At 71.6% G+C, this 22,917-nt stretch carries 18 protein-coding genes; 10 read left to right on the forward strand and 8 right to left on the reverse strand.

Annotation, left to right across the window (positions count from 1 at the left end):
- Positions 1-154: 154 nt before the first annotated feature.
- Positions 155-2,338 (reverse strand): RecQ family ATP-dependent DNA helicase, encoded by a 2,184-nt coding sequence (locus AB852_RS17595; protein ID WP_073789405.1) that lies wholly within the window; start codon positions 2,336-2,338, stop codon positions 155-157.
- 134 nt (positions 2,339-2,472) lie between these two features.
- Here AB852_RS17595 and AB852_RS17600 point away from each other — a divergent pair, with 134 nt between their 5' ends.
- The 4 genes from AB852_RS17600 (at position 2,473) to AB852_RS17615 (ending at position 9,022) form a co-directional block, all read left to right on the forward strand.
- Positions 2,473-4,119, forward strand: coding sequence for a DUF4192 domain-containing protein (locus tag AB852_RS17600; protein WP_073789407.1), 1,647 nt, complete (start codon positions 2,473-2,475; stop codon positions 4,117-4,119).
- Positions 4,120-4,353: 234 nt separating this feature from the next.
- Positions 4,354-5,115 carry an NUDIX hydrolase gene (locus AB852_RS17605; protein ID WP_073790377.1) on the forward strand — a complete coding sequence of 254 codons (762 nt, stop codon included), beginning with the start codon at positions 4,354-4,356 and terminating at the stop codon, positions 5,113-5,115.
- A gap of 241 nt (positions 5,116-5,356) precedes the next feature.
- Positions 5,357-7,972 (forward strand): ATP-binding cassette domain-containing protein, encoded by a 2,616-nt coding sequence (locus AB852_RS17610; protein WP_073789410.1) that lies wholly within the window; start codon positions 5,357-5,359, stop codon positions 7,970-7,972.
- Between the two features lie 162 nt (positions 7,973-8,134).
- Entirely contained in the window at positions 8,135-9,022 is an 888-nt protein-coding gene (locus tag AB852_RS17615; RefSeq protein ID WP_073790379.1) for a FadR/GntR family transcriptional regulator, read from the forward strand.
- A gap of 1,154 nt (positions 9,023-10,176) precedes the next feature.
- On the opposite strand, the gene AB852_RS41365 is transcribed toward AB852_RS17615, so the two are convergent.
- Entirely contained in the window at positions 10,177-10,311 is a 135-nt protein-coding gene (locus AB852_RS41365) for a hypothetical protein (protein ID WP_272925989.1), read from the reverse strand.
- Between AB852_RS41365 and AB852_RS17620 the strand changes: the two genes are divergently transcribed.
- Positions 10,253-11,791 (forward strand): RNA polymerase sigma factor, encoded by a 1,539-nt coding sequence (locus tag AB852_RS17620; RefSeq protein WP_073790381.1) that lies wholly within the window; start codon positions 10,253-10,255, stop codon positions 11,789-11,791. The two genes, AB852_RS41365 and AB852_RS17620, sit on opposite strands and share 59 nt — an antisense overlap.
- On the opposite strand, the gene AB852_RS39830 is transcribed toward AB852_RS17620, so the two are convergent.
- Entirely contained in the window at positions 11,788-11,961 is a 174-nt protein-coding gene (locus tag AB852_RS39830; RefSeq protein WP_178391049.1) for a hypothetical protein, read from the reverse strand. The genes AB852_RS17620 and AB852_RS39830 overlap by 4 nt on opposite strands.
- Positions 11,962-12,068: 107 nt before the next feature.
- On the opposite strand from AB852_RS39830, the gene AB852_RS17625 reads away from it, so the two are divergent.
- Complete coding sequence (locus AB852_RS17625; protein WP_079184719.1) at positions 12,069-13,010, forward strand: S1 family peptidase; 942 nt, start codon at positions 12,069-12,071, stop codon at positions 13,008-13,010.
- Positions 13,011-13,189: 179 nt separating this feature from the next.
- Here AB852_RS17625 and AB852_RS17630 read toward each other — a convergent pair whose 3' ends face one another.
- Positions 13,190-13,423 (reverse strand): DUF7455 domain-containing protein, encoded by a 234-nt coding sequence (locus tag AB852_RS17630; protein ID WP_073789412.1) that lies wholly within the window; start codon positions 13,421-13,423, stop codon positions 13,190-13,192.
- Between the two features lie 442 nt (positions 13,424-13,865).
- On the opposite strand from AB852_RS17630, the gene AB852_RS17635 reads away from it, so the two are divergent.
- Positions 13,866-15,989, forward strand: a complete 2,124-nt coding sequence (locus AB852_RS17635; RefSeq protein WP_073789414.1) for a DNA gyrase/topoisomerase IV subunit B — start codon at positions 13,866-13,868, stop codon at positions 15,987-15,989.
- A gap of 321 nt (positions 15,990-16,310) precedes the next feature.
- On the opposite strand, the gene AB852_RS17640 is transcribed toward AB852_RS17635, so the two are convergent.
- Complete coding sequence (locus AB852_RS17640) at positions 16,311-17,006, reverse strand: response regulator (RefSeq protein ID WP_073790383.1); 696 nt, start codon at positions 17,004-17,006, stop codon at positions 16,311-16,313.
- A gap of 146 nt (positions 17,007-17,152) precedes the next feature.
- On the opposite strand from AB852_RS17640, the gene AB852_RS41370 reads away from it, so the two are divergent.
- A complete protein-coding gene (locus AB852_RS41370) occupies positions 17,153-17,284 on the forward strand; it encodes a hypothetical protein (RefSeq protein WP_266507550.1) in 132 nt (43 codons plus the stop codon).
- A gap of 331 nt (positions 17,285-17,615) precedes the next feature.
- The gene (locus tag AB852_RS17645; RefSeq protein ID WP_073789417.1) at positions 17,616-17,864 is read left to right on the forward strand and encodes a hypothetical protein; all 249 of its coding nucleotides are present in this window, start codon (positions 17,616-17,618) and stop codon (positions 17,862-17,864) included.
- Between the two features lie 140 nt (positions 17,865-18,004).
- On the opposite strand, the gene AB852_RS17650 is transcribed toward AB852_RS17645, so the two are convergent.
- The 3 genes from AB852_RS17650 to AB852_RS17660 form a co-directional block, all read right to left on the reverse strand.
- Entirely contained in the window at positions 18,005-18,682 is a 678-nt protein-coding gene (locus tag AB852_RS17650; protein WP_073789420.1) for a response regulator, read from the reverse strand.
- A complete protein-coding gene (locus tag AB852_RS17655) occupies positions 18,679-20,319 on the reverse strand; it encodes a sensor histidine kinase (RefSeq protein ID WP_073789422.1) in 1,641 nt (546 codons plus the stop codon). Before AB852_RS17655 ends, AB852_RS17650 begins: the two co-directional genes overlap by 4 nt.
- A 96-nt stretch (positions 20,320-20,415) precedes the next feature.
- Positions 20,416-21,351, reverse strand: a complete 936-nt coding sequence (locus tag AB852_RS17660) for a ferredoxin family protein (RefSeq protein ID WP_073789425.1) — start codon at positions 21,349-21,351, stop codon at positions 20,416-20,418.
- Positions 21,352-21,628: 277 nt separating this feature from the next.
- Between AB852_RS17660 and AB852_RS17665 the strand changes: the two genes are divergently transcribed.
- Positions 21,629-22,774, forward strand: coding sequence for a CobW family GTP-binding protein (locus tag AB852_RS17665; RefSeq protein ID WP_073789427.1), 1,146 nt, complete (start codon positions 21,629-21,631; stop codon positions 22,772-22,774).
- The last annotated feature ends 143 nt before the right edge of the window (positions 22,775-22,917 follow it).

Raw genomic sequence — 22,917 nt, forward strand, 5'->3', positions numbered from 1 at the left:
CATGTGTTGCCATTCGTCGCTTATATCCCTGACCCGAAGATCTCGGGGCGACGTGTCCACCCGTTGTTTCCCATGATCGCATCCCACCGTCACCCGTGACGCCGTGCGCCGGGGCAACGCGCCCCAAAGGCTGCTCGCCCGCCGGGAACGCAGGTCAGCCCTGCACCGCCAGCACCAGCGGCAGCACCGCCGACGCCCCCGCACGTCTGAGCAGCCGCGCGGCCACGGCGAGCGTCCAGCCGGTGTCCGTCTGATCGTCCACCAGCAGGACGGGGCCTTCAGCGGCCTTCAACGCCACGGACAGCTCCGGCGACAGGACCAGAGCGCCGTCGAGGACCCTGAGCCGCTGGGCGCTGTTGCTCCTGGGGACATGCGCGGGTTCGTGTCCCGGGGCGTACTCGATGGTGCCCAGCAGGGGGAGGCGCCCTACGTCGGCGATACGGGCACCCAGTGAGTGGATCAGACCGGGCTTGGCGCGCGAGGTCATCGTCACCACGCCGACGGGGCGGGGCATCGCGTCGGGAGCCTTGGAGGCCCAGCCGCCCGGCCCCTTGGCCCAGTCGGCGAGAACCTCCACCACGGCCTGTGCCACATCGTCCGGGATCGGCCCGTCCGGCGCGTCCGGAGCAAGCATGGGACGGAGCCGGTTGCCCCAGCCGATGTCGGAGAGCCGGCCCAGCGCACGCCCGGTCGAGGCCTGCTCGGTCGCGGGGATGCGGCCCTTGAGCGTGATCCCCACGGCGGACAGCCCCGTGGGCCACATCCGGCGGGGTTCCACCTCAGCGCCGGGGCGGCGCAGCTCGTCACGCGCGGAGTCGAGCGAGGAGCCGGAGACCTCCGCGCTGAACCGGCCGCCCGCACAGTTGTCGCACCGGCCACAAGGCGCTGCTTCCTCGTCGTCCAGCTGACGGCGGAGGAACTCCATGCGGCATCCCGTGGTCCGTACGTACTCCCGCATCGCCTCCTGTTCCGCCGATCGCTGCTTGCTCACCCACGCGTAGCGCTCGCTGTCGTACGCCCAGGGCTCACCGGTGGAGATCCAGCCGCCCTTCACGCGCCGCACCGCGCCGTCCACGTCCAGGACCTTCAGCATCGTCTCCAAGCGGTTGCGCCGCAGTTCGACCAAGGGCTCCAGCGCGGGTAGTGAGAGGGGCCGCCCGGCTGCCGCGAGGACGTCCAGCGTGCGGCGGACCTGGTCCTCGGAGGGGAAGGCCAGCGAGGCGAAGTACTGCCAGATCGCCTCGTCCTCCTTGCCCGGCAGCAACAGCACCTCCGCGTGCTCGACGCCTCGGCCCGCGCGTCCGACCTGCTGGTAGTAGGCGATGGGGGAGGCGGGGGAGCCGAGGTGGACCACGAATCCGAGATCCGGTTTGTCGAAGCCCATCCCGAGGGCGGAGGTGGCGACCAGTGCCTTGACGCGGTTGGCCAGCAGATCGTCCTCCGCCTGCTGACGGTCGGCGTTCTCCGTCTTGCCGGTGTACGGGGCCACGATGTGCCCGCGCTGACGGAGGTAGGCGGTGACCTCCTCGGCGGCCGCGACGGTCAGGGTGTAGATGATCCCTGAGCCCGGCAGGTTGTCCAGGTGCTCGGCGAGCCAGGCGAGACGGTGGGCCGCGTCGGGCAGTTCGAGGACGCTCAGGCTCAGGCTCGACCGGTCCAGCGGGCCTCGGAGCACCAGCGCCCCCTCGCCCTCCTTGGAACCCGGCGCGGACGGGTGCCCGCCGGTGCCGAGCTGCTCGGCGACGTCCGCGGTCACCCGGGCGTTCGCCGTCGCCGTCGTGGCCAGGACCGGTACGCCGGACGGCAGGTCGGCCAGCATCGTCCGTAGCCGTCGGTAGTCCGGCCGGAAGTCGTGCCCCCAGTCCGAGATACAGTGCGCCTCGTCGACCACCAGGAGTCCGGTCGCCGCGGCCAGCTCGGGCAGGACGTTGTCCCGGAAATCGGGGTTGTTCAGCCGCTCGGGGCTCACCAGGAGGACATCGACGGTGCCCGCGCCGATCTCGGCCTGGACGGTCGACCACTCCTCCGGGTTCGACGAATTGATCGTGCGGGCGTGGATACCCGCACGTGCCGCGGCCTCCACCTGGTTTCGCATGAGCGCCAGCAGGGGGGAGACGATCACCGTCGGGCCGCCGCCGCGTTCCCGCAGCAGCGCGGTCGCGACGAAATACACCGCGGACTTGCCCCAGCCGGTGCGCTGCACCACCAAGGCCCGGCGTCTGTCGGCGACCAGCGCCTCGATGGCGCGCCACTGGTCCCCACGCAGCCGGGCGGCCGGGTCGCCGACGAGCCGGGAGAGGACGGTGTCCGCCGCTGTACGCAGGTCTTCGTTGTTCATGCCCCCATGCAACCTGATGGGTCCGACATCGCGCGACCACACCTCCCTGACCTGTGGACAAGTAATGTCGTGTCCCTGTCGTGGGTTATCCACAGGCAGAACCGGAATCTTGAGTTCCGCGAGATGGTCGCCACATGACGAACCACAACGGAGCAACCGGTCCCGCCGAGCACCAGCCGGACCCGCACGGACCGACCCCGGTATCCCGCCCGGCGCACGGCGCTCACCCCGGCGGACCCGGTGTCCCTGGCCTCGGTGGCGCGGTCGACCCGATCGACTGCCCCGAGCCGGACACCCCGATCAAGGTGCGATCCGCCTCGGAGCTGGCGGACGCGCTGCCCTACATCCTCGGTTACCGCCCGGAGGACTGCGTCGTCCTGCTGGGGCTCCGCCAGCGGGACGGCTACGGACGCTTCGGCGGTCGCGTCCGCCTCGGAATCCCCGCCCGAGCCGAGGACTGGCCGGCCGTGGCACGCCAGCTGGCGCGGTCCCTGATCATCGGAGGCGAGCACCGCGGGGACAGGTCCGACGCCATCGTCGTCTTCGTCTGCAAGGAGCCGACGGAGGGCGAGACAGGCCGGCGCGTGCGCGACCGGCTTCAGCTCTTCGTCCAGCTTCTGCGCACCTCGTGCGGTGACTTCGGGGTGCCGGTGGTCGAGGCCCTGTGCATCTCCGACGGTCGCTTCTGGTCCTACTGCTGCCCGGGTGGATGCTGCCCGCCCGAGGGGACGTCCATGGGACTGCCGGGCTCCTCCGCGCTGGCCGCGGCGGCGACCTACGCCGGACTTCAGGTACGCGGATCGTTGAAGGAGTTCCAGGCCCGGCTGCGGCCGAAGGACGGCGCCGCCCCCGAGCAGGAAGCCGCGCTCGACGCGGCACGTCGCACGCTCCGACCGAGGATCGACGACGAGACGAGCCGACCGGCCGTGACCACCGCGACACTCGATCTGGCCCGCCGTGCGATGGTCCGCCTGGCCGACCGGCCCACGACTCCCGGCCGGATGGACATGGACGACCAGGACGACGCACTGCTCACCCATGACGAGGCGGCGGCGCTCATCGTCGGACTCCAGGACCGCGAGACCCGCGACGAGGCCGCGGAGTGGATGGAGGGAACGGACGCGGAGCTCGCCCTCAGGCTCTGGCGGGCGCTGGCCCGTCGCTGCGTCGGCCCGTACGGCGATCACGCCGCGGCGCTACTGACCCTCGCGGGCTGGGCCGCCTGGTCGACGGGCGACAGTCTGGAGGCGCGTGAGGCGCTGGCCATGGCACTCGCTGCGGACCCCGACTACCTGTTCGCCTGGCTGCTGCACACGGCATGCAACGAAGGGCTCGGTGCCGAGGCGATCCGCGAGTGCATCAGGCGGGGTCGAGCCGAACGCGAAGCGGCGGCCGAGGAGCGCGCTGCCGCTGCCGCTGCCGGGGCTGGGGCCGAGGATCGCGGGTCGGCTGTTGGCCATGAGCCGACAGACGTGGACGACGAGGCCACAGGTGCGGACGGCGAGCAGACAGCCGCGGGCCAGGAGCTGACAGCCACGAACCGTGAGCTGACAGCGGTCGAGCGTGAGGCCGAGGCCGCCGAGGGCATGGGCTCCTCCCGCCCCGTCCTGCCCGCCGTGGGGGCCACCGCCCTGAGGTCGTCGCGGACCGGGGCCGCCCTCCGGCGAGCCAATGCCCGGCAGCGGGCGGCCGGAGGAGCCCGCGGCCCGCGTCCCAAGGGGCCGTCCACCCGTCCCGGCGGCCGCCCGGCCCGGTCGGGCGGTAGCCGGAGGCAGCGATGAGGGCACCAACACTCCGGGCGCGCCTCAAGTGCCTGTGCCGATCATGGCCCGGGTTCGCAGCCCGAACGTGCTCAGGGCCCGGGCGGCACCGGCGCCGGGCGGTTCGCCGCGCAGGTGGGCGCACCGGGCGGGCGATCCGGGTGGCGCCCCGGCGTGGCCAGGGATTGCGAACGAATCGGTCGGTGGCTCGGCGAGGGAGTGTTTATCGTCAGGCAGACGACTATGATCACGAGCATGCCGCCCTACGACCCGTCAGCTTTCCCGCCCTTCGCCGTCACCGTCGACCTGGTGGTACTGACCGTGCGGCGCGACGCCCTGTGCGCGTTGGCGGTGCGGCGCGGTGAGGCGCCGTTCCAGGGGCGTTGGGCGCTCCCCGGCGGGTTCGTGCGTGCCGATGAGGATCTGTCGTTGGCCGCGGCGAGGGAGCTCGTCGAGGAGACCGGGCTCTCCGCTCATGATCCGTCGACCCCGACACAGGCCCAAGGTGCGCATCTCGAACAGCTCGCGACCTATGGCGACCCTCAGCGGGACCCCCGGATGCGGGTGGTCAGTGTCGCGCATCTCGCCCTCGCGCCCGATCTGCCCGCGCCCCGCGCGGGCGGCGACGCGAGCAACGCACGCTGGGCTCCTGTGGAGGAGCTTCTCGCCTCAGGGGGATACGGGCGCGAAGGGGAGCAGGCCGCTCCACTGGCGTTCGACCACGCGAGGATCCTGACCGACGGGGTGGAGCGCGCCAAGTCCAAGATCGAGTACTCGTCGCTCGCCACCGCCTTCTGCACACCGGAGTTCACCGTGGGGGAGCTGCGCAGGGTCTATGAGGCCGTCTGGGGCGTGGCCCTGGACCCCCGGAACTTCCATCGCAAGGTGACCGGAACACCCGGCTTTCTCGTTCCGACGGGTGGCACGACCACGCGCCAGGGGGGTCGTCCCGCGCAGTTGTTCCGCGCGGGCGGCGCCACACTCCTCAATCCGCCGATGCTGCGACCGGAGGTCTGAGCGTCCTGAGGCCGGCCGCCGCAGACGGCGAGGTTCGGGTGACGATGGGCCCTGACCGGTTCTGTACGTTCCTGATCGGCTACCGGGGCAACACTCAACGGTGGTCGATGCCCGAAAAGTCTGGAATGTCGCGCTATCTTGCTGGGGTATCCACGGGGTCGTCCGTCCCCGCCCGGCGGACGGCCTCGCTCGGCTGACGGCCCCCGCCGCCGAGACGGTCGCCCCTCCCGTGAGAGAAGCGATGATCCAGGCCATCGGACTGACCAGCACACCGCGCAAGGAGTCTCCGCCGGCCGTCGACGACGTGTCGTTCGAGGCTCCGACGGGCCGGATCACGGCACTGCTCGGCGTTCCCGGTTCGGGGAAGTCGACGACCCTGCGTCTGATGCTCGAACTCCAGCGGGGGCGGGGCGTCGCCCATTTCCGGGGCCGCCCCCTGCACCGTATCGCCCATCCCGCCCGCGAGGTCGGCGTCGTCCTCGGTGAGGTACCGGGACACCCCGCACGTACGGTGCGAGGGCACTTGAGGATGCTGTGCGCGGCCGCCGGGGTGACGATCCAGCGTGCCGACGACGTGTTGGAGACCGTGGGGCTGGTCGGCCAGCGTGACGAGCCGTTGGGCATCCTCTCCCGCGCCCTGGACCGCCGTCTCGCGGTCGCCTGCGCCCTGCTCGCGGACCCGCACACGCTCGTGCTGGACGCGCCCACGCACGGCCTGTCCGCGCGCGACCGGTCCTGGCTGCACGGCGTCCTGCGCGCCCACACATCGCTGGGCGGCACCGTGCTGTTCACGACGGACGACGCCAAGGAGGCGGCCCGGAACGCGGATCGTGTCGTGACGCTGGGGGAGGGGCGTGTCGTCGCCGATCAGGAAGCGACAGATTTCGCCAGGACACGACTGCGGCCGAGGGTCGCCGTACGCAGCCCGCACGCCGCCCGTCTCGGACTGCTGATCACTCAGGAGGCGCGCTCCGCGAGACGTTCGGTCGAGGTGGTGCAGGAGGGCGGCAACCGGCTCTCGGTGTACGGAAGCAGTTGCGCGGACGTCGGTGACGCCGCGTACCGGCACGGCATCCTCGTCCATCAGCTCGCCGACGAGACGGGGGACATGGGACCGGGAGGCGCTACGGACACCGACCCGGCCACCGCCGTCGCCGCCGACCCCGCCGCCGACCCCGCCGCCGACCCGGCCACCGCCACATCCAGCGCCGCCGACCCCGCCGCTGACCCGGCCATCGCCACCGACTCCGCTGTCGACACTCGCTCACCCCACTCCGTCGGCGCGGCCATCAGCGACGACGGACTGGGCGTGCCGTACGTACCGGCCCATGCCGCCCTCGAAGGCATCGGGCTCGAAGGCGCCGTATCCGACACCGCCGAACCGCCGGTCACCGAACTTGAGGCCGCCGCCCCCGACCCCACCGCCCCCGACCCCACCGGGCCTGACCACACCACCTCCGAGCCCAACGGCCTTGCAGTCACCGATCCAGGCCCCGAACGCCACCTTCCTGACCACGACCGCCTGGACGTCAACGACCACGCCCTCGACCGCAACCTCCCCGACCACGAAGGCCTTTACCGTACGGACCCCGACCCCGACCCCGACCCCGACGGCAACCTCCCGGCCCGCGAAGACCTTGAGCGCACGGACCCCAACCCCTACCCCGCCGATCCTGAAAGCCCAGGTCCCGGCCCCGCCGAATTCGCCTGCCCAGAGTCCACCTACCCCGAGCCCGCTCACCCAGAGTCCACCCACCCAGAGTCCACCCACCCAGAGTCCACCCACCCAGAGTCCACCCACCCCGAGCCCACCTACGCCCAGCTCGCTCGCCCCGAGCCGGCCCACCCCGAGGGCCAGGAGCAGCCGCAGGCCACCGCCGCGCTCCCCGCCGACGTACCGGACACCGCTCTCCCCGCAGGCACCTCCCACCGCACCGCGCCCCCCGAACGACCCCGGAGCCAGCTCACGGCCCCCCATCCCACGGCCCCCCATCCCACGGCCACGGGCCCCTCTGTCCTCCGCCCCCCCGCCCCGTACCCCGATGGCGGCGCGGATCTCTCGCTGCTGCCACCCGCCATCACCGTGCGCTCCGTACGCGTTCCCCTTCGGCCGCTGCGGTACGAGCTGCGTCGTGCCGCCGGGATCGGCGCCGGCTACCGCACCGGCGCGGCGGTGTTCGTCACCTCGGTGGTCCTCGCCCTCTTCCTGGCCCGGAACGGTCACACCTCCCACGCCAGACTGCTGGCGGCCTGGCCCGTACAACTGCCGCTGCCGCCCGCCGCCCTGGGGGCGGGACTGCTCGGCGCGCTGGCCTTCGGCGACGAGTTCCGACACCCCGCCCTCGCCGTGGACCGCGGGAACGTCCCCCGCCGGCTCGGGCTGCTCGGCGCCAAACTCGCCGTCGCGGCGGCGACCGCGCTGCTCCTCGCGCTGCTCACCGTGGGCTGCGACGCTCTGGCGCTCCACCTCGTGTACGGACAGGAAGTTGGCGTAGTTCCCCCGCACTGGCCCACTCTTGTGGCGAGTTGGGGCGCATTGGTGATCGGATGCGCCTGGGCAGGGGTTCTCGCGGCCGGGATCTTCAAGTCGACCGCCGCGGGGCTGGCGGCCGTCGTCGCGGTCCCGGTGCTTGTCGGTCCCGCGGTGCAGCAGGCGCTGGCGGGGCCGACAGTGCGCACCGCGATGGGTCTCCCGGCCCGATTGCGTGACCTCACCATGTGGCCGTTCGGGACCGAGCGATATCTCGCCGCAGGTCTGCGGATGATCGTTCAACCGGTCGGGAGTGCGTTGACGTTGTCACTGACGGCCCTGCTGTGCGCGTATCTGCTCATGACCGTACGCAGCAGGGCGCGTTGACGACCGAAGTTGCCCTCTTGGTCGGCCGCCGGACACAACTTCCCGGGTGGCGCTCACTTCTTTCCGATAAGGCGTCAATTGCGAAGAGGTGAGCGATCACCCTTTCGTGTGCTTTTCACCAAAGACCTCAAGGCGCCTGAGAGCAAGGCCGACAAAGGTTCCGTGAGTACCCTTGCGCACACCATGATGACCAACGCCCGTTCCACAGAGTCCGGCATCGCCGGACCGGGCGAACTCGACCGCTACCCGTACCCGCAGGCACCCGCCGCCGAACGAGCCGGCGCCTCCGTGTGGGACGGCGCAGATCAGGAACTCGGCCGCGTCGGCCGCCGTACCGCGGGCACCCGCGGCCGCGGTCTGCACGGCCAACTCGTCCAGCAGCTCGGCCAGATGATCGTCTCCGGCGATCTGGGCGCCGACCGTCCGCTCGTGCCCGAGGAGATCGGACAGCGCTTCGAGGTCTCCCGCACCGTCGTACGGGAGTCCCTGCGGGTGCTGGAGGCCAAAGGGCTCGTCAGCGCCCGCCCCAACGTCGGCACACGTGTACGGCCGGTCAGCGACTGGAACCTCCTCGACCCGGACATCATCGAGTGGCGGGCCTTCGGCCCCCAGCGGGACGACCAGCGCCGTGAGCTCAGCGAGCTGCGGTGGACGATCGAGCCGCTCGCGGCCCGTCTCGCCGCCGGGCACGGACGTGAGGACGTGCAGCAGCGGCTGACGGACATGGTCGAGATCATGGGCCACGCCCTCGGTCAGGCCGACACGATCACCTTCGGCCGGGCGGACGCCGAGTTCCACGCCCTGCTGATCCAGCTCGCGGGTAACCGCATGCTGGAGCACCTGTCCGGGATCGTCTCGTCCGCGCTCCATGTCTCCGGCGGTCCTGTCACAGGCTGTGACCGTCCGCACGAGCACTCGCTCGCGCACCACGCCCGGATCGCCGAAGCCCTCGCCCAGGGGGACGCCGCCGCCGCCGAGGCCGCGATGCGTCAGCTGCTGACCGTCCACCCCGAGGTGGAGCGGGTGGTTCCCGCCCCCCGGGAGCACTGAGCGGACCGTTCCGCTCACCTTCGCGCGGGTCATCCCGCGGTCGGCGGTTCCCACGCGTGAACCGCGTCCGCGAACGGCCCTCGTGTGTCTGCCCCAGGGAACCGTTCCGCCAGGTGTCGTCCGTATCGCCGCGCACGAGCGGCGCCGCGGTCGCCCCGGCGAGGCGTACGGGCACCCGCCCGCCCGGTTCCCCGCCTCCTGCGCCTCTTGCACCTCTCGCGTTCCCCCGCGACGGCCACGCGCGTGTGCCTCGCGTATCCGAACTCCGTGTGCACACGTGGCACACCCCCGGCACAGCATCTGATGCGGGCCGGACCCTCCCCGGCGGCCGCACCCGGCCCGGCGGCGGGTCCGGCCGCCGCGCTTTCCGGGGCGTACACGCGACGACTCCCGCTCCGCCGTCCTCCCCGAGGCCCCGCCCCACCTGCGACGGCACCCATCCCGCCCGGCCCCACGACGGCACCCGATACCCGCCCCGCCCGGTCCCGCCCCGCCGGCCCATGGAACCGCCCCGCCGCAGCAACCGAAACCATCCCGCGACGGCACCCGCCCCACGAACGGCACCCGCCCCGCCCAGCTCTGCCGCAGCTCATTTCTCGCCACCGACGGCTCCCGCCGGCCCTCACCCGCTCCCCGCCGGTTCCCCTCCGCCGGTCTTTCCCGTCCGCCGCCGGACCCCCGGCCCGCAGCCGGTTCCCGGTCCCGGGGAGGGTGTCCCCAACCGCCCCGGGGCGGTTGCTCCGGGTGGTCCCATGCGTGGTTTGAATCGAACGGGGAAGCATCCCTTCTACCCGGCAGGTGTGTGCTGGTCCCGACCGTCGCACACCCGACCGGCCCCGTGTCCGCCGACCGTGCGGTCCGTCGGTCGGTCATCGGGCCCGGTTGCCCCGCTCGGCGGCCCCGCCAGGTCAAGAACATGACCTAATGCGGCGGCGACGGATCGAGGTGGGGCAGACAGTCGCAAAACCTGACCACTTCTGACCGTATCTAGAAGCTTTTGTATGCTTACGGGGTGTGACTCGGGCCACGCAGATTGGGCGTAACGCTCCTGGGAACTGCGCGATGACCTAAGAGGTGACAGTCGAGGAGGGAATGCAGCAGCCGCCGATGGCGCTGTGAATCTCCTGGACCACGCCCGCGCCGCCGGCCCATCCCTAGTCGGCGGTCGTCGGTCCCAGTCCGTTGTGGACGGGGCCGGAAGCCGTTTTCCAACGTTCCGAGAGGTTGTTCGTGTCGGCCAGCACATCCCGTACGCTCCCGCCGGAGATCGCCGAGTCCGTCTCTGTCATGGCGCTCATCGAGCGGGGAAAGGCTGAGGGGCAGATCGCCGGCGATGACGTGCGTCGGGCCTTCGAAGCTGACCAGATTCCGGCCACTCAGTGGAAGAACGTACTGCGCAGCCTCAACCAGATCCTCGAGGAAGAGGGTGTGACGCTGATGGTCAGTGCCGCGGAACCGAAGCGCACCCGAAAGAGCGTCGCAGCGAAGAGTCCGGCCAAGCGGACCGCCACCAGGACCGTGGCCGCCAAGACGGTCACGACCAAGAAGGCGGCGACCGCCCCCACCGCCGCGTCGGGCGACGCGTCCGACGCCGAGGGCGCGCCCGCCAAGAAGGCCGCCGCCAAGAAGACGGTGGCCAAGAAGGCGGTCGCCAAGAAGACCGCTGTCAAGAAGACCGCGGCCAAGAAGGCGACCGGCAAGAAGGACTCCGACGAGATCGTCGACGACGAGTCGGCCGAGGAGACCTCGGGTACCCCCGGCAAGCCCGGTGAGGAGCCCGCGGAGGACGGGAGCCAGGGCTTCGTCCTGTCCGACGACGACGAGGACGACGCGCCCGCGCAGCAGGTCGCCGCGGCCGGTGCCACCGCCGACCCCGTCAAGGACTACCTGAAGCAGATCGGCAAGGTCCCCCTCCTCAACGCCGAGCAGGAGGTGGAGCTGGCCAAGCGCATCGAGGCCGGTCTCTTCGCCGAGGACAAGCTCGCCAACGCCGACAAGCTGGCGCCCAAGCTCAAGCGCGAGCTGGAGATCATCGCCGAGGACGGCCGCCGCGCCAAGAACCACCTGCTGGAGGCCAACCTCCGTCTCGTGGTCTCCCTGGCCAAGCGGTACACGGGCCGCGGCATGCTGTTCCTGGACCTGATCCAGGAGGGCAACCTCGGTCTGATCCGCGCGGTGGAGAAGTTCGACTACACCAAGGGCTACAAGTTCTCCACGTACGCCACCTGGTGGATCCGTCAGGCGATCACCCGCGCGATGGCCGACCAGGCACGCACCATCCGTATCCCGGTGCACATGGTCGAGGTCATCAACAAGCTGGCGCGGGTGCAGCGCCAGATGCTCCAGGACCTGGGCCGCGAGCCCACCCCGGAGGAGCTGGCCAAGGAACTCGACATGACCCCCGAGAAGGTCATCGAGGTCCAGAAGTACGGCCGTGAGCCCATCTCCCTGCACACCCCGCTCGGCGAGGACGGTGACAGCGAGTTCGGTGACCTCATCGAGGACTCCGAGGCCGTCGTGCCCGCCGACGCCGTCAGCTTCACGCTGCTCCAGGAGCAGCTGCACTCCGTGCTCGACACCCTCTCCGAGCGTGAGGCGGGTGTGGTGTCGATGCGGTTCGGTCTCACCGACGGTCAGCCGAAGACCCTCGACGAGATCGGCAAGGTGTACGGCGTCACCCGTGAGCGCATTCGCCAGATCGAGTCGAAGACGATGTCGAAGCTGCGCCACCCGTCGCGTTCGCAGGTACTGCGCGACTACCTGGACTAGATCGCGACCACTCGGATCGGATCCGGGGCCACTCGGATCAGGTCCGGGATCAGCGGGATCGGATCCGGGGCCACCTGGACGGGATCCAGGATCACCGCCGACCGGTGCGGACCGGACGGACGGTCTGCGGTCGTCCATCGGTCGGCACGCCGGCCGGTGACCGTGGCCAAGGGCCCGGCTCCTTCGTGGAGCCGGGCCCTTCGGCATGCGCGGGTGCGGGTCCGGTACCGCTGATCGACGCTGGGTGGGAGATCGCGACCCTGAGTGAGGAGAGCGCATGTCCCGTCCCCATGCCCGCGCCCTGACCGGTGTGCTGGTCCTGACGGCCGCCGCCACCGTGCTGCCCCTGGCCCACCCGCGGCCCGCCGCCGCCGACAGTCTGGTGGTGGGCGGACAACCGGCCGACATCGTCCACAGTCCCTGGGTGGTGGCCCTCTCCAGCCGTGACCGGTTCGGCGGTACCCGTGCCGGACAGTTCTGCGGCGGTGCCGTGGTGGGGCCCACGACGGTGCTGACCGCCGCGCACTGTGTGGGGCCGGAGGTGCTCGGCACGTCTCCCGGCGAGGTCGGTGATCTGGCGGTGATCGCGGGCCGCGGCGATCTGCTGGCCGGTGGCGGGACGGAGGTCCGGGTACGTGACACCTGGGTCAGCCCGGAGCACGACCGTACGACGAACGCGTGGGACCTCGCCGTGCTGACCCTCGCGGAGCCGCTGCCCGACAGCCATGTGATCCCCATGGCGGAGTCCGGTGACCCCGCGTATCGGGCAGGTACCCCCGCGGCCGTCTACGGCTGGGGGGACGCCACCGGACGGGGCGACTACGCGCGGAGCCTGCGGGTCGGGCGGGTCGAGGTGCTGCCCGACGAACTCTGCCAGGACGCGTACCCCGGTGGACCCGAAGGCCGGTATCTGGCCGATTCCATGCTCTGCGCCGGGGTGCGCGAAGGGGGACGGGACGCGTGCCAGGGCGACAGCGGTGGCCCGCTCGTCGCGGAAGGACGGCTCATCGGTCTCGTCTCGTGGGGGAGCGGCTGCGGCAGGGCCGGCAGCCCGGGCGTCTACACGCGCCTCTCCGCCGCGCTGGGCGAGCCCGAGGTGTCCGGGACCGGACCGGCCCCGGAAGGTGCTGAGCGAGGCGACAGGGGCCGGGCAGGGCCTGTCATGGCGCGCCTCCCCGGTGGCACCACCCCCGAGTCACCGGAAACCGCCCGGCGCTGACATTCGCCCGGCCGCCGGGCGCTGGTACCGCCGGGCGCTGGTACCGCCAGGCGCTGAGACCGCCCGGCGCTGGGAGCGTCGGGCGGTGCGGGAACGTGAACGGGCGGCCACCCCGCGTACGGGGTGCCGCCCATTTCGCCGGCCTGGGCCGGTGCTGGCTCGTCGGTGGATGCGAGGTGTCAGCGTTCTTGCTGCTCCTCGGCCGAGGCCGGGACGGCGGTCAGGCGCTCCGTCTCGTCCTGTATCTCAGCGGCGATCTTCTTGAGTTCCGGCTCGAACTTGCGACCGTGGTGGGCGCAGAAGAGCAGTTCACCGCCGCTCAACAGGACGACGCGCAGGTAAGCCTGGGCGCCGCAACGGTCGCAGCGGTCAGCGGCCGTCAGCGGGCTCGCGGGGGTCAGAACAGTAGTCACGTCGCCTCTTCTCTAGCTCGACGAGCTGTCGTACCAGGGTCAACATCCAACCAGGCCGAAAACGTTCCCGCTCGCGGCTTCTCCTCGAAAATTTCTCCCCGAGGTGGCTGTCTGCTGCCCATTGGCGGCGAATGTGCCGTATTGCGTGTCTATGTGTCTTACGGGTTCGCGCGGTTTGCATGGGGTCCGGTCCTCCCGGCTGGCTTGCCGGTTGTTCAAGAGGACGTGCCCGGAGCCTAAATGGTTCATGCCTCGAAGGGAACGTGATATGCCCTTCACTCCATCGAGGCATCGAACAAGCATGCGACTCTGGACTAGGCTGGTTCTGCGCGAGGGTGGCGTGACAACGGCTCTACCAGGGCTCGGTACCCTCTGAGCGGCAACCGAAGCCGGGCCCTTACCCCAAAGGGTCGTATCTGAAATTCAGCGAGGAGCGAACCGCGTGACCGCCGATACGTCCGTGCCGTCCACTGCGCTGCTGACCGGAGCAGACCGGGACGGTTCCAACTACACCGCGCGGCACCTGCTCGTCCTGGAGGGCCTCGAAGCGGTTCGCAAGCGGCCCGGTATGTACATCGGGTCGACCGACAGCCGTGGCCTGATGCACTGCCTCTGGGAGATCATCGACAATTCCGTCGACGAGGCCCTGGGCGGCTACTGCGATCACATCGATGTCGTGCTGCACGACGACGGGTCCGTCGAGGTCCGTGACAACGGCCGCGGCATCCCCGTGGACGTGGAGCCGAAGACCGGGCTGTCGGGTGTCGAGGTCGTCCTGACCAAGCTGCACGCCGGTGGCAAGTTCGGCGGCGGCTCGTACGCCGCCTCCGGTGGCCTCCACGGCGTCGGCGCCTCCGTCGTGAACGCGCTCTCGGCGCGTCTGGACGTCGAGGTGGACCGCGGTGGCAGCACCCACGCGATCAGCTTCCGCCGGGGCGTTCCCGGGGCCTTCGCGAAGCCGGGGGCGGAGTCGCCCTTCGAACCCCACAGCGGTCTGCGCAAGACCAAGCGCGTCCCCAAGGCCCGTACCGGCACGCGTCTGCGCTACTGGGCGGACCGCCAGATCTTCCTCAAGGACGCCAAGCTCTCCCTGGACACCCTGCACCAGCGCGCGCGGCAGACCGCGTTCCTGGTGCCCGGCCTGACCATCGTCGTCCGCGACGAGTACGGCCTGGGCGAGGGCGGCAGCAAGGGCGAGGAGTCCTTCCGCTTCGACGGCGGTATCAGCGAGTTCTGCGAGTACCTGGCCACCGACAAGGCGGTCTGCGACGTCCTGCGTTTCTCCGGCACGGGCAGCTTCAAGGAGACCGTCCCGGTCCTCGACGACCGCGGCCATATGACACCCACCGAGGTCACCCGGGAACTCGGCGTGGACGTGGCCATGCGCTGGGGCACGGGATACGAGACCAAGCTCAGGTCCTTCGTGAACATCATCGCCACCCCCAAGGGCGGCACCCATGTCACCGGATTCGAACGCTCCGTGACCAAGACGATGAACGAGGTGCTCCGCGGCCAGAAGCTGCTCCGGGTCGCCGAGGACGACATCGTCAAGGACGACGCCCTGGAGGGCCTCACCGCGGTCGTCACCGTACGGCTGGCCGAGCCGCAGTTCGAGGGGCAGACCAAGGAGGTCCTCGGTACGTCGGCCGCCAACCGCATCGTCGCGGCGGTCGTCGCCAAGGAGCTGAAGGCGTTCCTGACGTCCACCAAGCGGGACGCGAAGGCGCAGGCCCGCTCGGTGATGGACAAGGCGGTCGCGGCTGCCCGGACCCGGATCGCGGCTCGTCAGCACAAGGAGGCGCAGCGTCGGAAGACGGCGCTGGAGTCGTCGTCGCTGCCGGCGAAGCTGGCGGACTGCCGCAGTGACGACGTGGAGCGCAGTGAGCTGTTCATCGTGGAGGGTGACTCGGCGCTGGGTACGGCGAAGCTGGCCCGCAACTCCGAGTTCCAGGCGTTGCTGCCGATCCGGGGCAAGATCCTCAACGTCCAGAAGTCGTCCGTCTCGGACATGCTGAAGAACGCCGAGTGCGGGGCGATCATCCAGGTCATAGGAGCGGGTTCGGGGCGTACCTTCGACCTGGACGCGGCCCGGTACGGGAAGATCATCCTGCTCGTGGACGCCGATGTGGACGGCGCGCACATCCGCTGCCTGCTGCTGACGCTGTTCCAGCGGTACATGCGCCCGATGGTCGCTGCGGGGCGGGTCTTCGCCGCCGTGCCGCCGCTGCACCGGATCGAGCTCGTCCAGCCCAAGAAGGGCCAGGACAAGTACGTCTACACCTACTCCGACCGGGAGCTGCGTGACACGCTGCTGGAGTTCCAGCGCAAGAACGTCCGCTACAAGGACTCCATCCAGCGCTACAAGGGGCTCGGTGAGATGGACGCCGACCAGCTGGCCGAGACCACGATGGACCCGCGGTTCCGGACCCTGCGCCGGATCAACATCTCCGATCTGGAGTCCTCCGAGCGGGTCTTCGACCTGCTGATGGGCAACGAGGTCGCCCCGCGCAAGGAGTTCATCACCAGCTCGGCGGCCACCCTCGACCGTTCGCGTATCGACGCCTGATCCGGCCGTCTGCCGGTCCGGTCCGGTCCGGTCCGGGCCGGGCCGGGCCGTACCGGCCCGGGTCGTACCGGCCTCGGATCGGCTCGGGTCGTACCGGCTCCGGTCGGTCCGGGATGGGGCCGAATCAGGTCGGGCCGATCCCGGTCGGGGTCGTGCCCGCCGCGCGCGTCCGCCGCCGCGGACATGCTTCGTCGCCCTCCCCACCCGGGTTGCGCCGTCCGGGACGGGAGGGCGACGTGTGTTCCGGGACGACCTGGACGACCGGCCCCTCGGGACGACCGACGCGCGCGGGCCGGGGCGCGGGGCCGGAGGGGGTCGGCGTCAGCGGGGCGACACCCAGGCGTAGCGGTGCTCGGGCCGTCCGGTGTCGCCGTAACGCAACGTGAGCTGGAGCCGGCCCGCCTGCTCCAGATGACGGAGGTAACGCTGGGCGGTAGAGCGACTCAAACCGGTCTGGGCGGCCACCTCGTGTGCGGACAACGGCTGAGCGGCACGGTGCAGAACGCCGCATATCAAATCGGTGGTGGGAAGCGAGTGACCGCTCGGCAGTCCCTGGGGCGGGGTCGTCGTGGTCGTGCGCAGCGCGCCGAAGATCCGGTCGACCTGCTCCTGTGCGGCCATCCCGCTGCCGCCCACCCGGTCGACCGTGCGGCGCAGGGCGGCGTACGCCTCCAGGCGGCTGCGCAGCGCGTCGAACGTGAAGGGCTTCACCAGGTAGTGCAGGGCGCCGAGCCGCATGGCGTCCTGGATGGTGGTCACATCGCTCGCCGCCGTGATCATGATGACGTCGGTGCGATGGCCGAGCTGACGCATGTGCTGCACCAGCGACAGCCCGGTCCGGTCCGGGAGGTAGTGGTCGAGCAGGACGAGGTCTATCTGCTCGCGTTCCACGGTGGCGAGCGCCTGGGCGGCGTCGTGGGCGCGACCGACCACACGAAAGCCCGGGACTTTGGCCACGTAGCGGGCGTTGATCTCTGCGACTCGGAAATCGTCGTCCACGACCAGGACGTCAATCATCGACCGGGCCTTTCTGGTTAAGCCCATGGTGAGGCTTCGTGTTCTAGCGCGCGCAAAATGAGCACAACAGGGGTTTGCAATCAGAAGATGGGCCAGCGCGCACAAGGATCGCACTGCGACGCACATCGCACTTACCGTGCCGGGCCATGAGCACAGAAACCAACCGGGCCACCGGGTCACGGACCGCGGGCGGGGAGTCCTCGCGCGGCACGCTGCCCGGAGCCGGGAAGCGGAGGTGCCCCGAGGGGCCGGACGCCACGGTGGTCGAGGACCGCTGAGCCCGGCACCGAACCCTGAGCGCGACCCGTCGACGGGGCACCGCCCCCGACGCCGGGGTGACGGACCGCTCTTCCGTCACGGGAGCGTGAACCCGTGAGCGGCTCGCATCGTGGCGGGCGCTCGTGGGCGGCCGACGGCCGGTCGACCGTACTCCGGTCCGCCGCCCGTCCCGTTCCGGTTCCCGTCCCCCGCCCGGCTTTGTGCCCACAGTCGCGCTGTACGCCCCGCTGCGGGCCTCCGAGACCGCATCCGTCCCCCGGGGCGGACCGAAGAACCCCAGGCCCCTGGCGGGGCTCTGAGGCCGTTTCATCTCACAAGGACGTGATGCGCATGCGGGACACCACCAGATGGGCGTCGGCCGCCGGTGCGGGGATGATGGCGCTGGGCGCACTCGTGGGGCTCTCATCGGTCAGCGGCGGAGGTGTCGGCGACGACGGCTCCCGCACCCCGCGTCATGTGGGGACGACCGTCGACGAGGCGGAACGCCGTGAAGCGCCCGTGAACCGGCGCTCGGGCCGTACCCTGCCCGCCGACTTCGGCACCACGACCGGGGCCCGGTCCGCCACCACCGACGGCTGAACCCCGGCCACCGACGCGGCGCCGCACCGTACGAGGTGCGCCGCCCGCAAGGCCCGTACGCGACCGCCGCGCACCGCGCGCCGCGACCGCTCGGGCCCGCCACGTGAGCCCCCGCGCCACTTCCCCCGCCGCGCGGGGGCTCACCCCCGGGTGGCCCACCGGTACCGGTGCTCGGGGCGGCCCGTGTCCCCGTACCGCAGACTGAGCCGGACCCGCCCGGCGCGCTCCAGCAGTTTGAGGTAGCGCTGGGCCGTCTGCCGGCTCAACTGGGTGCTGTCGGCGAGTTCCTGTGCGGACACCGGTCCTTCGGCGGACATCAGCACCCTGCGCACCAGTTCCGCGGTGGTGGGGGAGTGGCCTTTCGGGAGTTCGGGTTCGGCGGACACCGTGAGCGCGCCGAAGATCCGGTCCACCTCCGCCTGTTCGGCCTCGCCGCCACCCCTGAGGGTGCGCTGGAGGGCCGCGTACGCCTCCAGCTTGGTCCGCAGCCCGGAGAACGCGAACGGCTTCACCAGGTACTGGAGAGCGCCCAGCCGCATCGCCGCCTGCACGGTGCCCACGTCCCGGGCGGCCGTCACCATGATCACGTCGGTCTCATGGCCGCGCTCCCGCAGTCTGCGGACCACGTCCAGCCCGGTCTCGTCGGGCAGATGGTGGTCGAGCAGCACCAGATCGACCTCGTCGGTCTCCACGCAGTGCAGCGCCTCGGCGGCGTTGTGCGCCTTCGCCGCCACCCGGAAACCGGCGATCTTCTCGACGTACGCCGCGTTGACGTCCGCCACCCGGATGTCGTCGTCCACCACCAGGACCGCGATCACCGCACCTCCTCCGCGCTCGCCAGCGGTGCCTCCGACAGGGCCTCCGGCAGCCGCACGATGAACTCCGCGCCGCCGTCCGGGCCCTCGCCGACCTCGGCGCCGCCGCCCTGCCGCTCGGCCAGCCGGCGCACCAGCGCCAGACCGATGCCGCGCTTGCCGCGCGCGGGGATCTTCTTGGTGGTCCAGCCCTCCATGAAGATCGTCTCCCGCTGCTCCGGCGGGACACCGGGACCGGTGTCCCGCACCCGCAGCACCGCGGCCCGGCCCTCCGCCCGCAGCACGACCTCCACGCGCGCGTGGGGCGATCCGGACGAGGCGTCCAGCGCGTTGTCGACGAGGTTCCCCACGATGGTGACCAGCCCACGCGGGTCGATCAGCCGGTCCGGCAGCGAGGTGTCCGGGGACACCGCGAGCGTCACACCGCGTTCGGCCGCGACCGTGGCCTTGCCGACCAGCAGGGCCGCCAGCAGCGGGTCGTGGATCTTCTCCGTGATCTGCTCGGCGGTCACCCGGTGGGCCCCGGCGACCTCCCCGACGAACTCGACGGCCTCGTCGAACATCTCCAGCTCCAGCAGCCCGAGCAGGGTGTGCATACGGTTCGCGTGCTCATGGTCCTGCGCGCGCAGCGCGTCGATGAGACCACGGGTGGAGTCCAGCTCACGGCCGAGCTGCTCCAGCTCGGTACGGTCACGCAGCGTGGCCACGGCGCCGCCGTCGTCGGTGGGCATCCGGTTGGCGATCAGCACCCGCTGCCCCCGCACGGTCACCAGGTCCGTCCCCGTCACCCGGCCCGCGAGGACATCGGTGGTGCGGCCCGGGCCCAGCGCCGAGTCCAGCGACTTGCCGACGACCTCCGTGCCGAGGCCCAGCAGCCGCTGCGCCTCGTCGTTGAGCAGCCGGATACGCCCGCCGCGGTCCAGGGCCACCACACCCTCGCGGATGCTGTGCAGCATCGCCTCGCGCTCCGCGAGCAGCGCGGAGATGTCCGAGAAGGCGAGGTCCCTGGTCTGCTTCTGCACCCGCCGGGAGATCAGGTACGCCGCCAGTGCCCCGACCGCCAGCGCCCCGCCCGCGTAGGCGAGCAGGCTGGGGATCGTGTGGAAGAGCCGCGCCCGGACGCTGTCGTACTCGATGCCGACGGACACCGCGCCGATGATGTCGCCGCTCGCGTCACGCAGCGGCACCTTCCCGCGCGCGGAGCGGCCCAGGGTGCCGTTGTCGATCTGCATGATCTCCCGGCCCGCGAGCGGGACGCTGGGGTCCGTGGAGACGACCTTGCCGATCTGGAGGGTGTCGGTGTGCGACCAGCGGACCCCGTCCATGTTCATGATCACGATGTACTCGGCGCCGCTCGCGTGCCGTATGCGCTCCGCGACCGCCTGCACCGGACCGTCGACCGTCGGTAGCGAGGTCTTCATGTCCGCGGCTATCTGGGGCTGGGCCGCGGTGGTCTGCGCTATCGCCAGGGCGCGCTGCATGGCCTGGTCGTCCAGCTCGTTGCTGAGGGGCGCGAGGAACAGGCCGGTGGCGAGCACCACGACTCCGCCGGCGATCGCCAGTTGCATCAGGAGCACCTGCGAGAAGACCCGGCGGGGCAGACCGAGACGCAGGCGCCGGACGGGGGGGGACGGGCTCATGCGTACGAACGGTACGGGGCGCGGGCGTCCCAGTCGAAGCCCCTGTGGTGCGGATCTCGTGGCTTTGCTGTGCTGGGTCCTTCGGCGGCGCGCCGTTCAGCCCTCCGCGGCGGTGACCAGCTCACGTACCGCGACGACGTCCATACGCGCCGGGGTCGCCAGGGCGGCCCCGCAGCTCTCCGGCCGGGCGGGCAGGGACGCCCCCCGCGCGACCGTGACACGCCACGTACGGCCGTCCACGTGCCGAACGGAGACCTCCCAGCGGGGAGCGGCCCCCTCGGTCCGTTCGACGCTCAGAACGCCCGCTGCGGCCTCCTGGGCCGCCTTGCGGACGGCCAGCTCCGCCGCCTGGCCCGGACGCTCCCACGCGGAGCCGCCCCGGCAGCCCTCCGTCACGATCCGGCCGTCGGTGACGGCCTCCAAGATCTCCTTGACGAGCGGGGCCTCGACCCTGCCGTACGCGTAGCCGTACGGCAGCACCAGCAGCGTCGGCGAGAAGCGGTGCCCACCGAGGTGGGTGACCTCCCAGACGCCGCGCTCACCGGAGTCGGTGAGCTCCTGGGCGAGCGGGCGCCCCAGCAGGGCGCAGCAGCGGTCCCGCTTGCCGTTGGTGCAGACGAGGATCAGGGGGGCGCCCGTGTGCGCCCGCCCGTCCAGCGCCCGGTCGAAGCCGTCGGCGTCGCCCGCGCCGAGCGCCCCGAGGTCCAGGCCGAGCAGCCGCGCCGGGTCGTCGATGTCGGCCTCCCGCAGCCAGGTCCCGCCCGGCACGGTGTGCGCGGCGTACACCCGGCGGGTGCCGTCCGTGTGACGGTCCGCGTGCCTGCCCGGTCTGCGGATCAGCGCGATCCGCACCCCGGTGCCCTCCGCCACCGACTCCAGGGCACGCCCCACCGCCGGGTCCAGATGGCTCGCCGTCAGCGCCTTGGCGCCCCAGGGACCGGGCTGTTCGAGCAGCAGCCAGGTGCGGGCCGTGGCCGCGGTGCCGGCCAGCGGTTCGTCGGAGCTCCGCGAAGCGGTTGCGCACGTACTCACAGAGGTGAGCCTAACCTGACGTGCTCGACGGGGACTTCCGGGCGCGGCCGGTCCCCGTCGGTGACCTCCCGCGCGCGGGACGTGGCCCTGGCCCGCTCGGAGGCCGACGGGCGACCGGGAGTGTCCGGGCGCCCTCGTATCCTGGGACCGGGCCGGGTCCCGCCCTGGGTCCGGGCCGGTCCCAGGTGCCCCGGCGGTGCCGGAAGGGCTCCAGCGGGTGCGTGCGAGCGTGCGTGGCCCGAGCAGCAGTGGCCCGAGCAGCAGGAGAGAGCGCGCGTTGAGTCAGCAGCAGATCCCGGTCGTCGTCCTCGCGGGCTTCCTCGGGTCGGGCAAGACCACCCTCCTGAACCATCTGCTCCACACCAGCGGGGGAAGCCGCATCGGAGCGATCGTCAACGACTTCGGCAGCATCGAGATCGACGCGATGGCGGTGGCCGGCCGGCTCGGCGACTCCACGGTGTCCCTCGGGAACGGCTGTCTGTGCTGCGCGGTCGACGTCAGCGAACTCGACGCCTATCTGGAGCGGCTCACCCGTCCCGCCGCCCGGATCGACATCATCGTCATCGAGGCCAGCGGCCTCGCCGAACCGCAGGAACTCGTCCGGATGGTCCTCGCCAGCGACAACCGGCGGATCGTGTACGGAGGGCTCGTCGAGGTCGTGGACGCAGTCGAGTTCGACGCCACCCGCGAACGCCATCCGGAGCTCGACCGGCATCTGCGGATCGCCGACCTCGTGGTCGTGAACAAGGCCGACCGGGTGGACGACGGGGCGCTGGGCCGGGTGCTGGGGACGGTCCGGGGGCTCGTCGACGGCGCGGCCGTGGTGACCTCCGTCCACGGGCGGGTCGACCCCGAGCTGCTGTTCGACCCCAAGGCGGTCCGTGAACGCGTCGGACAGCTGACCTTCGACGACCTCGCCGCGCTCGCCGGTGACGGCTGCGAGGAGGCCGCACCGGGTCACGGACACCCGGCGGCGCATCCCCACACCGGCTACGAGACGGTGTCCTTCACCGCCGACCGGCCCCTGCACCCGCGACGGCTGCTGGACTTCCTCGACAGCAGGCCGGACGGGCTGTACCGGATCAAGGGATATGTCGACTTCGGGGCCGCCGACCCGCGCAACCGGTACGCCGTCCACGCGGTGGGCCGCTTCCTGCGCTTCACCCCGGAGCCCTGGCCGTCCGACGCGCGGCGGCTCACCCAGCTCGTCCTCATCGGCTCCGGCATCGACACCGGGGAACTGCGCGCCCGGCTGGACCTGTGTCCCCTCGGCGACGCGGAAGGCGCCGTCGAGGAGCACGTCATGTGGGGAGTGCTGCGCTACGTCCCCGAGCCGGAACCCGACGGGGACGGGTCCGGTCAGGACGACCCCGCCGACCCCGCCGACCCGGCCGAACTGGGCGACCCGTACGGCGACGGGTGACTCACCGCGGGGTGGACACCGCGGACACCGCCCGCCCCTGAACCGTCCGCACGCGCGGCACCCGCGCATCGCGGTCACCGGCGGGACCATCGCCCCGGAACCGTCCACGCGCGCGGGGCACCCGAAGGCGCCACGCGCGCGTG

This window comes from Streptomyces uncialis, from assembly GCF_001905345.1.
Classification (GTDB): Bacteria; Actinomycetota; Actinomycetes; order Streptomycetales; family Streptomycetaceae; genus Streptomyces; species Streptomyces uncialis.